The 13,474-nt window shown below is 56.1% G+C and carries 12 protein-coding genes; all 12 read right to left on the bottom strand.

Translation table 11 applies throughout. The annotated features are described in order from the left end of the window. Positions 1–5: 5 nt before the first annotated feature. The 12 genes from DHN55_RS06720 to DHN55_RS06665 all read right to left on the bottom strand — a co-directional run bounded on the left by DHN55_RS06720 (position 6) and on the right by DHN55_RS06665 (position 13,435). Positions 6–425 (bottom strand): hypothetical protein, encoded by a 420-nt coding sequence (locus tag DHN55_RS06720; protein WP_108880556.1) that lies wholly within the window; start codon positions 423–425, stop codon positions 6–8. A gap of 41 nt (positions 426–466) precedes the next feature. Next, the gene (locus tag DHN55_RS06715) at positions 467–1,822 is read right to left on the bottom strand and encodes a nucleotide sugar dehydrogenase (protein ID WP_108880555.1); all 1,356 of its coding nucleotides are present in this window, start codon (positions 1,820–1,822) and stop codon (positions 467–469) included. 19 nt (positions 1,823–1,841) lie between these two features. Continuing rightward, positions 1,842–3,161, bottom strand: a complete 1,320-nt coding sequence (locus tag DHN55_RS06710) for a sugar transferase (protein ID WP_337659994.1) — start codon at positions 3,159–3,161, stop codon at positions 1,842–1,844. Beyond that, on the bottom strand, positions 3,158–4,678 hold the full coding sequence (locus tag DHN55_RS06705) for a mannose-1-phosphate guanylyltransferase/mannose-6-phosphate isomerase (RefSeq protein ID WP_108880554.1): 1,521 nt from the start codon (positions 4,676–4,678) through the stop codon (positions 3,158–3,160). The genes DHN55_RS06710 and DHN55_RS06705 overlap by 4 nt, the downstream gene beginning before the upstream one ends. Positions 4,679–4,834: 156 nt before the next feature. Beyond that, positions 4,835–5,350: a transcription termination/antitermination protein NusG gene (nusG, locus tag DHN55_RS06700; protein WP_337659993.1), complete on the bottom strand. Its 516-nt coding sequence runs from the start codon at positions 5,348–5,350 to the stop codon at positions 4,835–4,837. Between the two features lie 159 nt (positions 5,351–5,509). Beyond that, positions 5,510–6,895 carry an O-antigen ligase family protein gene (locus DHN55_RS06695; RefSeq protein ID WP_108880552.1) on the bottom strand — a complete coding sequence of 462 codons (1,386 nt, stop codon included), beginning with the start codon at positions 6,893–6,895 and terminating at the stop codon, positions 5,510–5,512. Positions 6,896–6,941: 46 nt separating this feature from the next. Further along, positions 6,942–7,601 carry a hypothetical protein gene (locus DHN55_RS06690; RefSeq protein WP_337659992.1) on the bottom strand — a complete coding sequence of 220 codons (660 nt, stop codon included), beginning with the start codon at positions 7,599–7,601 and terminating at the stop codon, positions 6,942–6,944. Then, a complete protein-coding gene (locus tag DHN55_RS06685) occupies positions 7,585–9,924 on the bottom strand; it encodes a GumC family protein (RefSeq protein ID WP_337659991.1) in 2,340 nt (779 codons plus the stop codon). Before DHN55_RS06685 ends, DHN55_RS06690 begins: the two co-directional genes overlap by 17 nt. Further along, positions 9,905–11,032: an outer membrane beta-barrel protein gene (locus tag DHN55_RS06680; protein ID WP_337659990.1), complete on the bottom strand. Its 1,128-nt coding sequence runs from the start codon at positions 11,030–11,032 to the stop codon at positions 9,905–9,907. The genes DHN55_RS06685 and DHN55_RS06680 overlap by 20 nt, the downstream gene beginning before the upstream one ends. Positions 11,033–11,196: 164 nt before the next feature. Beyond that, positions 11,197–11,661 carry a hypothetical protein gene (locus DHN55_RS06675; RefSeq protein WP_108880548.1) on the bottom strand — a complete coding sequence of 155 codons (465 nt, stop codon included), beginning with the start codon at positions 11,659–11,661 and terminating at the stop codon, positions 11,197–11,199. A gap of 179 nt (positions 11,662–11,840) precedes the next feature. Next, positions 11,841–12,494 (bottom strand): polysaccharide biosynthesis/export family protein, encoded by a 654-nt coding sequence (locus DHN55_RS06670; protein ID WP_337659989.1) that lies wholly within the window; start codon positions 12,492–12,494, stop codon positions 11,841–11,843. Between the two features lie 167 nt (positions 12,495–12,661). After that, on the bottom strand, positions 12,662–13,435 hold the full coding sequence (locus tag DHN55_RS06665; RefSeq protein WP_108880547.1) for a metallophosphoesterase: 774 nt from the start codon (positions 13,433–13,435) through the stop codon (positions 12,662–12,664). Positions 13,436–13,474: the final 39 nt, after the last annotated feature.

Here is a 13,474-nt window from a genome sequence, read left to right as displayed (position 1 = left end):
GGGTATCAGGCTGCTCTGGCCAAAACAGGCCGAAGGAACTCAAAGTCCGCTCGCTTCAACATCACAACAAACAGGGCGGCAAGCAAGATGCCCGACCCATTGGCGGCGATATCAGTAATCGACGCCTCGCGAGAGGTTGTCATCCATTGCGCCAGCTCCAGGCCGATGCCCAGCAAAAATATGCCCGACCCTGCCCGAAGCATGGGCCGAAACAACATGAAGACGGGTATCGAAAGACTGCAAAAGGCAAGGCAATGCAGAACCAGATCAAAGCGCGACAGCTCGTGCAGAAGTAACGACAATGGCGGCCTGGAGATGAGTCCGAAATGGACAATGATGCTGAGGTTCACGATTACCAAGGCCCACAAACACGCCATGAACACCTTTGTACGCGGACGCATTTTGTAACCAAGGGACGAATTCACAAGCTCGGCTCACTTCCGGAAGGGGCGATTGCCCCTCCAGGTCAGCTCGACCGAATCAGGGCAATCCTGTCTGTATCATTGGTTTGATCATGTTGTGCTCTGCCTAATGAATGGTAAACAAGCCCACTGTTCTCGACATCCTGCAGCGAAAACAGGTTGCGAAAGTCGACCATCACAGGCGCGCGCATGGTTTTTGCGAGCTGCGCAAAATCCAGGCCGCGAAACTCGTTCCATTCGGTGAGGATGACCACCGCACTGGCATCCAGCGCGGCTGAATAGGCATCTGCACACCACTGCACATCGGCAAACTGGCTTCGTCCATTGTCCATGGCAGCCGGATCATAGGCCGCCACAACGGCGCCACCTGCCTGAAGTTCAGGGATCAGGACCAATGATGCCGCATCACGGATATCATCCGTATCTGCCTTGAATGCAATTCCCAGAACGGCAATGCGTTTACCCCGCAAAGAGCCGCCAACTGCGCTGGTGACCCGTTCAGTCAGGCTGCGCTTGCGCCGCTCATTTGCCTCAATGACTTCCTCCACGACCGTGAATGGCGCCTTTTGTTCCCGGGCCGTCACCATAAGGGCCCTGGTATCCTTCGGGAAACAGGAGCCGCCGAACCCTGGTCCGGGTTGCAGGTAGTGCTGGCCAATTCTCTTGTCGAGACCCATTCCCCTGGTCACGTGAGTGATGTCGGCATCAACCTTTTCACACAGGTCTGCCAGCTGGTTCACGAACCCGATCCGGGTAGCAAGATAGGTGTTGGCGGCATACTTGATGACTTCAGCCGCCTGGCAGGAGGTAAAGACAATCGGCACGTCCTTCTGGGTCAGCGGACGGTACAACTGGCGCAACGGCGCTTCAGCCCGCTCTGAACTCACCCCTATCACGATGCGGTCCGGGCGCAGGAAGTCTTCAACAGCAGAGCCTTCCCTCAGAAACTCCGGATTCGATGCCACTTCAAAGTCCGCTTTCGGGCGCGTTTTCAGGATCAGGTTTTTTAACTTCTCCGCCGTGCCTACCGGCACAGTCGACTTGGTGACCACAACGGTGAAGCCGTCCATGGCGTCGGCAATCTCGGCACCGGCTCCGAACACATAAGACAGGTCTGCGGCATCTTCACCACGCCGTGTCGGCGTTCCCACCGCAATAAACACCACATCTGCATCTGCGACTGCCGACTGCAGGTCGGTGGAGAAAGTGAGACGGCCTGCTTCAAAATTGCTATGGACGATTTGCTCCAGGCCCGGTTCATAGATCGGGATCCGGCCTGCTTCGAGCGCGGAAATTTTCTCGACTTCCTTGTCGATGCAGGTGACGGAAAAACCGAACTCCGCAAAGCACGCCGCCGAGACCAGCCCGACATATCCAGCACCGATGACTGCCAGTTTCATGAAAATACTCTTCCTTGTCTCACTTCGATCCGAACCCGGTCAGAACGGTCCAGATTGTTTTCGCTGTGATAAGCGCATCGAGCCATGGTGAAAAGTGCTTAATGTAATAAAAATCATAGTGCAGTTTGTGGGTTGCCTGTTCGACCTGCGCCACATTGCCCTGGTGCACCTGGGCCCAGCCGGAAAGTCCGGGGCGCACAATATGCCTGTAGCTGTAAAACGGGATGTCACGCTGATACCAGTCAGACAATTCCAGGGCCTCCGGACGAGGCCCGATCCAACTCATCTGGCCTGCAAAGATATTGATGATCTGCGGGAACTCATCGATACGGTATTTGCGCAGGAAACGACCCAGCCGCGTAATGCGGGGATCATTATCTTCGGTAAAGTTGCCGCCTGTCTTGTGCGCGTCCACCTTCATGGTTCTGAGCTTGATCATCCTGAACGGCTTGCCTCTGAAGCCCATGCGCGGTTGCAGGAAAAACGCAGGCCCCTTCGAGTCGAGTTTCACGGCAATCGCCGTGAGCCCAACAATGATCAAGAACAGTGGCGCCAGGATGACAGCCAGTCCAAGATCAACGAGACGTTTCAGCCTGAGATACAACAGCGACGGCAATACCGACCCGAGACTGTTTTCAGACAAATGCTCGATCTCGACCTTGCCGGTCAGCGCCTCGGCCATCTGCTTGACATGGTAAATCGGAATACCTTTCAGCGCACTGGCGGCCAGAAACCTGTTCCAGTCGTCTGACAGGTCGGCCCTGAGGTCGACGACAATTCCGTCCAGCCGCTGATCCGGAAAGGCCGGTGCCTGCAGGCTGAACCATTCCACGGTGTCCAGATCCCGCAGACCCTTGGTATCGCCCACTTCCGCCAGGGCGAAATTCTGCAGAAGGGCCCGCCTTGCCAGGAAAAAGCACGCATAGAACCAGACGATCGCCACTATGAAACTGGCGCCAAACTGGTAGCGCGAATAATCTATTCGCAGGAAAAAGAACATCATGATGATGATCGAATAGGAAATGGCAAAGGCCGGCGCAATGTACTGCGTGGCCTGCACACCGGGATAGGCAATCATCTGGCGCAGCGCCCAGTAACCCAGAAACAGCGCGAGCATGGAGCCCAGCATCGCAGATTGCAGGGATACCATGCCCGACCCCGGAACCAGGCTCGCGGCCGGCCAGCGGGCCAGCCCGGGCACGATGACGGCGAACACCAGCCCGCCGATCAACTGAAACCTTATCCGGGTTACCAGTCGCAGAGGCTGGCGATCTTCGATGCCCTTTCCTCTGGTGGCAACCTGCGCCCGCTCACTCGCTACTCTTGGTGGAGAAATCACTTTTGCCCCCCCTTCCCGGCCGATGTTTGCGCCGGTTTGGATTTTCCTTGCGGTTTTGCCGCAGACGATGCCGGTTTCGCAGAACCTGGTTCGGCTTCGCGGCCGTAAACGTCTTCAACTCTCACGATATCGTCCTCACCCAGATAGGATCCGGACTGCACTTCGATCAGTTCCAGTGTTGTCTTGCCGGGATTTTCAAGCCTGTGAACAGCTCCCAGCGGGATGTAGGTCGACTCGTTTTCACGCAGCAGAAAGGTTTCATCGCCCCGCGTAACCTTGGCGACGCCCTTGACCACTATCCAGTGCTCGGCCCGGTGATGATGGTATTGCAGCGATAGCTGGGCGCCCGGTTTTACGGTGATGCGCTTGACCTGGTAGCGGTCACCCCGGTCAATTCCTTCAAACGTTCCCCATGGACGGGCAACCTTGCGATGATCGGTAAGTTCACTGCGCTCAGCGGTTCTGAGATCGTCCACAACGGTCTTGACCTGCTCCACCTGTTCCCTGCTGGTGACCAGCAGGGCGTCGGGTGTATCCACCACAACAATGTCCTGCAGTCCCAGCACGACCGCGAGTTTGCCGGGGCTGTGAACGAAACAGTTTTGCGAACTGGAAAACCATGCATCTCCTTCTGACCGGTTGCCATCGTCATCAGCTTCATGCACACCCGCAACTGCGTCCCAGGACCCCAGGTCCGACCAGTCACCGTCATAGGGCACAACGGCGACCTCGGGTTCCTTTTCCAGAACGGCATAGTCGATGGAGATCGACGGGCTTGAAGAAAACGCCTCCGGCTGTAACCGGTGAAACTCGTTGTCGACGGTGATGCCTGCAACCGCCTGCTGCACGGCATCATGAATGTCCGGGGCGTGCTTGGCGACGAGATCGGCCGCGGTGCCGGCCTTGACGACAAAAATGCCGGCATTCCAGACGCATCCTGCGCGGATCAGTTCCTCGGCTTTTTTGACATCCGGTTTTTCCAGGAACTGCGACACCCGGGCCGCAGAGCCATGATCCGCAATCACCGGTCCAGGCTCAATGTAACCATACGCAGAAGAGGTTTTTGTCGGGCGTATACCCAGCGTCACCCACCAGTCTTCCTGCGCAAGTTTCGCGGCATCGCTGATGGCGGCGGCAAACTTGCCGGCATCCGAGACAAAATGATCCGACGGCAGGATCACCATGACCGCGTCAGGAGTTGTCTGGGCGATCTGCAAGGCTGCAGCACATAATGCCGGCGCTGTATTCCTGGCCATCGGCTCCAGCAGTATCGAACCCGGCACACCCGCATTGTGCAGCGCTTCTGCAACCATGAAGCGATAGTCCTCCCCGGTCACCGCCAGGCAGGACGCCACTCCGTCAAGCCCGTTGATCCGGGCGAGGGTAAGGTCGAGAAGCGATTTCCGCTCCACCTCAACGGCAAACTGCTTGGGAAACGCCTGGCGGCTCAATGGCCACAGCCGTGTCCCGGCTCCACCGCATAAAACAACTGGCACGAGGTAAGGTTTGGTGTTCATCTGTCTATCGGACACACTTGTTGATCTAACAAATCAGGCAATAGCTACCGCACTCCGGGTGAAATGACTTCCGCCACGGCAGATACGACACATATCTTTTTTCAGCACCAGGTATCGGCGCCTTTCTACTCAATTACCGTAAAGCTACTTTGCCGGTCAGGCTGGCATCAACACCTTGGCGCTGGATGTCACCCTGATTTCCTGCCCCATGACCTCGAGCAGGACTTCCACACGACCGCGCGCATCGCAACGGTTCAGTCGCCCGATCAAACCCGACAGGGGTCCGGACACCATTTGCACACTCATGCCGGGTTGCAGATCAGGAGTAAAATCCACCAACCCATTGCTTTTTGACAACTCGATTATCAACTCAATCACACCCGCCGGAATAAAGGCCGGGCGCTCGCCGGCCATTACAAGGCAGGACACTCCATAGGTCGAGTTGATGCAGCGCCACTGATCCTTTGACAAATCGAGTTCAACAAACAGATAGCCGGGAAACAGAGCAGAGCGAACCTGTCGTATCTTCCTGGCATGGCACACAGACTTTTCGATCAGAGGCAGAAAGGTTCGAAACTGTTGCCGGTCAAGCTGATGTTTTGCGCGTTGCTCCCGGTTGGGCTGCGTGCGCACAGCAAACCATCTCTTGCCGACTACGTCGCCTTTAGTCATCCGAATCATGGCCCCTCAACTTTCAGACAGACTAACTATGTACCCAATGCGCCGCAACACTTGATGTACCATAAACCTGTAGTCAGCCAATATTGAGGACGTTAGGTAAAGTCTTGATTTCAGGCTATTTAATCCCGATCAGCATTCACGACGCGGCATTTAGGCCCGGGTGCTCCACGATTGCGCCAGCCCCACTCCCAACAGCAATGCAAATGCGAGCGCGTTTGCCTGAATCTGCAGGCTGAAATCAACCAGAGAATGCAGCCCGACCAGCACACAGGCCGCTGCCGAAATCGCGGCATAATGTGTGTCGCGGTGCCGCGCAAAAAACCCTCTGGTCACCTTGGAAAACAAGCTGGCAAAGCTCATCAGCACAAGTGCCGCCGCCGGCAGACCCAACCCGAGCAGCAGCTCCAGGTAATCATTGTGTGCCTTGTCCCAGACCTTGCGACCCGCAGACAATTCAAGCCGGTAAGCTGTAAACACATCCTGAAAAGTGCCCAGTCCACTGCCCAGGAACAAGTAATCCCGGACAGCGAGCCATGTTTGCGCATAGACTTCAAACCGTGCACCTGCTTCAAGTCCCTGATCGAGCAATCGGCCGGTGAGCCGGGCGCCTGACAACTCAAAGACCCCCAGCATCAACGCTGCAATGACCAATATGATTGCTATCCACGCAAGCCCGCCCCCGGCAGACCGGCCTCGCATTGTCGCCTTCACGCCGTATAGCAGCAACATGAAAAACAGCGCCAGTATCGTAAAGCTGATGCCGCCGCGGGACCCGGTCGCCAACAGGCAGACAAACATCAGCACAAACAGGACGAGATCGAATCCGAGCATGCCTGCCATGGCCAGAGACAGTTTTCTGACCACTTCACGGCCACTGTCATGCGACGTTGACTGCAATACCGTGCGAACCTTCTGGATCACAAGGCCAAGGCTCGCCAGGCATGCCATTCCGAAATAGGTCGCAGCGCTGTTGCGGTTGATGAAGCCCGACGTGAGATACCCTGTGTCAGGTTCATCAAACCACAGGATTTTGTCCAGCGAGAGAGACAATCGCGTCAATCCGTAAAGCGCCGCAAGCCCGGTCAGAATTACAAATGTCCGCAAGATGGTTTGAGCATTCTGAGCCGAACGCGCGAGAACATAAACACACAACAAGACCGATGCGGCGGTGAGATAGCGCACGATGGCCCAAAGTGTCTCGGATGGATTGATGGATATGGTCGACGGCATGTCACGACCCAGGGCCTCGCCTGCCACCTGCCATGCCGGGTGGCCTGCTGTCGCAGACCCCAATGGGATGATCTGCGCTACTGCCCAGCACATCCCCAGGCCGAACATCACGATAGCTGCCCAGAGCCTTGAAATCATCAGTGCCGGATGGCGTCGCGCTTCCAGCTGAAGTGACAGACAGGTGAACATCAAAAGCCCGCCCACCATGACGGCATTCACACTCCATGCAAGCGGCCTGTTGGAGCCAAGCCAGAAGCTACTAAAGCCGACGACAATCGCAATCAGCACCGATGCAACCGCGCTCATAACACACCCCGGGAACGAGCGGACAAGGATCTATCATCCAGGATCATCAGAGCTTTGCTCCGGCTTTGTGAAGGTATTGACGAAGTTCCGCAGCACGGTCGGGAAAAGTCTGATCAACAATCCTCACGTCATGCCGGACTATGTTTCTGAGGCGGTTACTCAGCAGCGGCCACGCAATACTCATCATCTGCAGCCGCTCCAGCACCAAATCCACTTCCTTGGGTGAATAGGCAAATGACAGTTCAACATGGTGGCCGGTCGTGGCATCAAAACCGAACAGGGTGTTGCGCAGCTTGGCTGACAGAAACCAGAGCTCACCAAGTGCCGGCGCTTTCGCAAGTGCCAATCCCGACGCCTGCAAAATCAACATCTGCAGACGCCGCCGATCTGCAAAACTCAAGCCCATCGCTTCAAAATATCCGGGCCGCGCAATCGCGAGGACCGCGTCACGCCGTTGTGGCAGTGTCATGCTGACAAACCGGTCTGAAAGCCTGGCGGCGTTTTCACGATCTGCCGGATCCAGCGTCGCAAGCCAGACCTGCAGGGTGCCGGGAGAAACTGAGTACAAAACTTCCCTGCGCAGGTGCGTATCGTCCAGCCGGTAAAGCTGATAACCGCCCAGACCGGTCAGGCAAATACCCAGAGAAAGCAGCAGTCCCATGGCGAACGGACTGACACCTCGCGCCACCTTAACCCGATCCGCCATAATAGTACGGGTACTTTTTGGTGTAGTATCCCGACTTGTAATAGTCGTAATACCGCGCTCTCGAGGCAACCACATCGTTCATGACAACGCCGGTCAGCTTGCCATGCGAACCCAGCGACTGCTTCAACGCGGCATCAACGGCATCACGCGCAGTAGTCTCCCATTTCACCACCAGCACCAGGGAATCGACCACGTCGATCAGGGCGCGGCCATCGGTAACCGGCAGCAACGGCGAGGTATCAACAACAATGAGGTCATAAAACCCGCTCAGATGGGTAAACAGATCTTTCATCCGCTTCGACCCCAACAATTCGGCCGTGTGGGTCAGGTCCTTGCGGCGCGGCGCCGGCAATATGTGCAGTCCCGACGCGGCGTCTTTCACGATCACCTGCTTGAGATCGACCTCTCCAAGCAACAGTTCCACCGCCCCGTGCTTGGCATCCGGCGCATACAACGACGTGAGCACCGGGTGGCGCAGGTCGAGATCAATGATCAGCACCCGCTCTCCCGAAGCTGCCGCATGCAGCGCCAGGTTGCTCGCGATAGTGGACTTGCCTTCGCCTGGCAGGGCAGAAGCGAGCAGTACAATTTTCTGCGGGCGATCGACATCTGCAAACTTGATACCCATTCTGAGCGCCCGAACAGCCTCGGTAAAACTCGACAGTGGCCTTTGAACCACCAGCCGGCTGATACTGACCCGGTCGCTTTTTTTCATGCGCCGTTCTGACTTGTCGCCCTTGCTGAACAACCCGGCCAGCAGACTGAACGGATTGTATTTTCGGGCTGTGCGCCCGATTCCGCTGCCGGGCAGCTCATTGTCTGAACGCGGTATGCTGGCAAGTACCGGTACGCCCAATTGTTTTTCAATCTGGATAGTTGTGCGATAGCCGGCATCCAGTTGCTCTATCAGGAAGGCAATTCCAGCCCCCAGTCCCAACCCCAGCATGGCCGCAAGTATCACAAGCGATTTCTTGTTCGGAGCGCTGGGGACGGTTGGCGCAGAAGCTCGTTCAATGACACGTGAATTGTTCGTATTGAGTTTTTCCTGCTCGCTGGTCTGCTTGAACCGCGACAGAAAGGACTCAAACAGAGCCTTGTTGGCTGCCGATTCCCTCTCCAGTTCTCTGAGGATGACCTCTGCCTGGCTGTCTCTTGAAGCTGTTCCCTTGACTTCGGCAAGGCTTGCAGCAATGGATTCTTCGCGGCTGCTGGCAACCCGCAAGGCATTTTCCGTAGAGGTCAGAATGCGCTTGGCCTCGGAACTGATCGAACGCCTGACATCTTGCAGCTGCGCCCGCGCGGAAACCACGGACGGGTGCCGGTTACCGTATTTGGCACTCAGGTTCGCAAGCTCACGGCGTATTTCCGAGGCTTTTCCTTTCAGCGCCGCCAGTGCACTGGATTGCAGGGCATCTGCAAAGGCCGTGATATCCCCGCCCCTTTTGCGGACAGCCTGAACCTGGTCATACTTGGCCTGCGCCTGAGCCGACTCGGCGCGGGCCAGGATCAACTGCTCATTCAGCTTTGCAACCTGCTGGTCGCTCAGGGTGGAGCCGTTGGTCTCGACAATATTGTTCTCCACCTTGAACAGTTCGACGGCACGCTCCGATTCACGAACCTTTTTTCTCAACGCGCCGAGACGCTCACTGAGCCAGTCATTGGCACGGCGGGTAACTTCATAGTTCGCTTCAAGCTGATCAACCAGATATTCGTCCGCAAATGCATTCGCCACCTGCGCCGCCTTGGTCGGACTGTCGGAGGTGTACTTGATGTCAACCACATAGGTCCACCCCTTGCGGTCGACGCTGATGGACTTGGACAGGGAGCGTATGATCCTGTCGGTGCGATTTTCGTTGAAAACCGGTTCAGGGGCAGGCTCACGGCTGAACACCAGAGAAAGCAGTTGCCGGACCGCTGAAATCTTTGCCGGTTCAGCTTTCGACTTGTCATCAAGCTTGAGCTTGCGGACAACCCGCTTGGCCACATCATAGGACCGGATTAGCTCAAGTTCACTTTCCAGTGCAGAGTTGTCTCGTCCAATCCCGGAAACGATGGCTTCGGCATTAATTATGTTCTTCTGATTCGTATCAATCAGCAGTGTGGCCTTCGCGGTGTACACGGGAGTGAGCTGCAGAGCATAGATTGCGCCCAGCAAAGCGGTCAGAAAACCGATCACCGCAACCATCGGGCCACGGCGCCGCGCGATCCGGAAAAGTTCCCTTAAATCAATACCTTCGGACCCACCAAACTCGAAAGGAGATGATGAGTCAGGGTACCCCTCTCGGCCAGCCGGAGGACTGTTATCAGAAGCGCGCTTTAGCATAGACGCCCACAAGGTGACGGTCCCAATCGGTAAGGCCGGGACCTGTGACATCACTGTAGGAGTATTTGTACCTGCTGCCAACAGACATGAAGCGGTTCACCCGGTATTCGAGCTCCGCGCCAGCCTCAATTCTGAAGTCGTCCAGAGATGAATTCTCATAATTATTGTAGGCGAAACCAACCGATGGCGAGAACACCAGCTCGCGCAGTACTTCATAGTCAACGACCAGCTTGGCCGAGTCCTGGACACGCCCGGCCTGATTGAACGTACTGTCTTCAATAGTACGGTCGGCATTGAGCTTGACTGTCATCAACGGTGTCGGATTCCACGTCAGTGCACCATGGTAACTGAATGCGGATGTGGTCGGCGAACCGGCGAAATCATAAGTCTGTTCGTTGTAGCCGATCCCGAGTTCACCTGAAATCAGGCGGGTCACTTCAAATTCAACGCCTGCAAGGGCGCGCCAGCCTTCTGAGTCGACGATGGTACCGCCATTGTAATCGCGCCAATTGTAGCGGAAATCACCGAATATGCGGTAACCGGGCGAGGCAAGATATGAAACACGCCCGCCGGCCGTGGTAACATTGCCGTCTCTGAAGTCCTGGTCGACACCGTCGACATCGTCATAGTCGAAAAAGTCAAAAGCCCCACCCACCGAGACGGACAGCCTGTTGAACGTGTGCTTGATAGAGGCCCAGGAATCGAATTTATAGTACTCGCCGGGCGATGTCGGCACGCCAACAGTCGGGTATTCGAGATCTCCAGGCTCCTGGTTGAACTTCCCGCCTTTCAGGCCGCCCCTAAGCACAGTGTCGCTTGTCACTTCGTACAGGGCATCCAGTTCACCATCAAAATCGGTGCGGCTTTGCGAAGAGAAATCCAGGTATTCGTAGTGATCGAGCCCGGCCTTCAGATTCAACTGGTGGCGGCCAAAATCCGATCTCAATGTCACCGAAGGCGAGACATAGATACCTGAGTCGGCATTTTCGCCGGCTGATTCGCCGAACACGTTGCTATCGTAGAAATATCCGGTTTCAACATCCGGCAGAACCCAGAACTGGCCGGCCCGCAAGCCCAGGCCTTCGAACCGGTCACGGACGGTAGGCATGTTACCTGAACCCGAGCGCGACAGTTCCTGCGCAGATGCCCCCGCTGACGCACCTGCACATGCACAAAGCACCGCAATTATTAATTTTGCCCGCATTTCAGCCGTCACGCCCCATTTCAACTTCGTCTCGTCGCCCGCACGATTAGAAAACCTGTCAGGTCAAATCAGTTTCTGCTAACGCCGTTACCGCCCCCGTCAACATTGATGCTGAACACATCTGGCGGCGACCCCCCACTCTCACCGCGCCATGCGCTTGAACACATGTCACGCTCCAGTGCGCCAATCCCATTTGCAAAGGAGCTCAGGACCTGACCCGGCGTCCTCTCGCAAGTGCACACGGTTAATTTTATACTGCTAGCCCCTGCAGAATCGTTAACCGACAGCAAATACTGATGCGCTCCGGCCAGACCGGCCCCGACATAGACCTGCACCGGCTCGGATGCATCGTCTGCAGCCCGGCAAAACGCTTCCGCTTCCGGATGGTTCGCGCTGACCGCGTCTGAAACGGCAATTGAAAGTGCAGGGTCCTGATTATAGCTGGCAACGAAGGCCTCGACGCTTTGCGCGTGTACGAGACCTGAAAACAGCGCGATTCCCATCGCGCTTGAAATTGCCAGTTTGAATGACATCGCCGTCCACCTTTATTCCAGCCGAATTACAGCCTTGAAACTTGCGCCTGCTAAATTGCGTCAATGCCCAATAGTACCTAATGGTAACTAATGAATTATTTACAACTTAGTCCGCATACGCCTTACTGGAAACAAACGATGAGCACTGGCCGCTGGCGCGGTACCGCTCGCAAACACCATCAGAAAAACCGCTCCGGCACCCGGATTATGTCCCCGGGATTGATCGCAACGCGTTGATTTGTCTGAATTTCCACTTCCCGATCCTGACCCGCACGGCGTACAAAGGCCTTGCCCGTGTTGGCCCGGTAGGTATATCCGCCAGCGATTGCGACAGCATTTTGTATGGTCAGCCCGGCTTTGTAGGGATATTCACCGCCCTTGCCCACTTCGCCTTGAATAAAGAAGGGACGATAGTTCAGGACCGACACCGATACTTTCGGGTCTTTCAGATAACCGCCTGAATATCTCGCCACGACCGCATTCTGAAACTGGGTTACGGTCTGGCCCCGCGCCTGCACCGCGCCGATAAGCGGCAGGTCTATGCGGCCATTGTCCCCGACCAGGAATTCTCCGGACAGATCAGCTTCGCCAAATACATTGACTTTGACCTTGTCACCGGACCCCAGCCGGTATGCCGCCACTGAACTTGTTGCAGCAGCCGCCGGTTGCTGCACCGTTGCGGCATAGCTCGTCGGCGCCGCCGACGGTCCGGAGGACTCAACGCCACCGGAAGAAGACGCGCACGCAGCCAGCAACTGCGCAATCAGGATCATTGCTGCAACTACGCTGAACCGGTTCTGAAAGCCCCCGAGGATCATGATGACCTCTACCATCCGTTTTCTCAGGCAGATCCGGAACTCAGCGGTTCGCCCAAAGAAGTATTAAGCCGTCAACAGCGAATCAGTACGTCATATACGCACCTGACATCACCGTTTCGAAACAACACTAGGTCAGCATTGATTGCCAAATGGTTAACAAGTCGTAAATCTCGGGCATTTCACTAGGTTGAGAGAAACCGCACATCGCTGCCTTCCAGCACCGCGCAGGTCAGACGCCCGGTAATGTAGGCGCCGGTATCTATGCCGATCCGGTGCGCCTCGATCTCAGGCTTTTCCGCCGGTGTGTGGCCGTGGACAATTATTTTCGGCAACGCACTGCCATGGCTCAGAAAGGGTTCGCGAATCCAAAGCAGGTCTTCGGCAACCTGATCATCCAGCGGAATCTGCGGATTTACCCCGGCATGCGCAAAGAAATATTTGCCGGCGCCGGCTGACAGAATACAGTTTTCCAGGAAAACCCGATGGCTCGGCGGCAGAACGTCCAACAAGCCTTTTTGAATATCGGCCCACTGGTCTTCTCCCATCGGCATTCGAAACTTCAGGCCATAGGAATGCAATGTTTCCAGGCCGCCATACTGCCCCCACGCACTGATCACGCCGGGGTCACTGAGAAAGTCCTGCAGATACAATTCGTGATTGCCACGCAGTGTAATCCGTTTGTTACAAACACTGTGGCCCTTCACCATCCATTCCAGCACCTCCCGGGAAGAGGGCCCACGATCAATATAGTCTCCGAGGAAAACCTCCACGCAATGAGCAATCGGCCGTTCATTGCGATCAGCTTCTATCATTGCATACAGGCGCTCCAGCAGGTCGATCCTGCCATGGATGTCGCCGATGACATAAACCCTCACACCATCTGGAAGACGAGGCTCTTCATCCTGCTGCCCGCCCTTGTTTTTCGAAACGAGCTTTTTGAAAATCTGGGTAATCATGTCGACACAAGGCGTCCTGGTTCGGTTGCGGACTCTGCT

The sequence above is a fragment of the Anderseniella sp. Alg231-50 genome (assembly GCF_900149695.1).
Classification (GTDB): Bacteria; Pseudomonadota; Alphaproteobacteria; order Rhizobiales; family Aestuariivirgaceae; genus Anderseniella.
The sequence above is the reverse complement of the archived record's forward strand: the minus strand, read 5'-3'. Positions and strand labels throughout refer to the sequence as shown.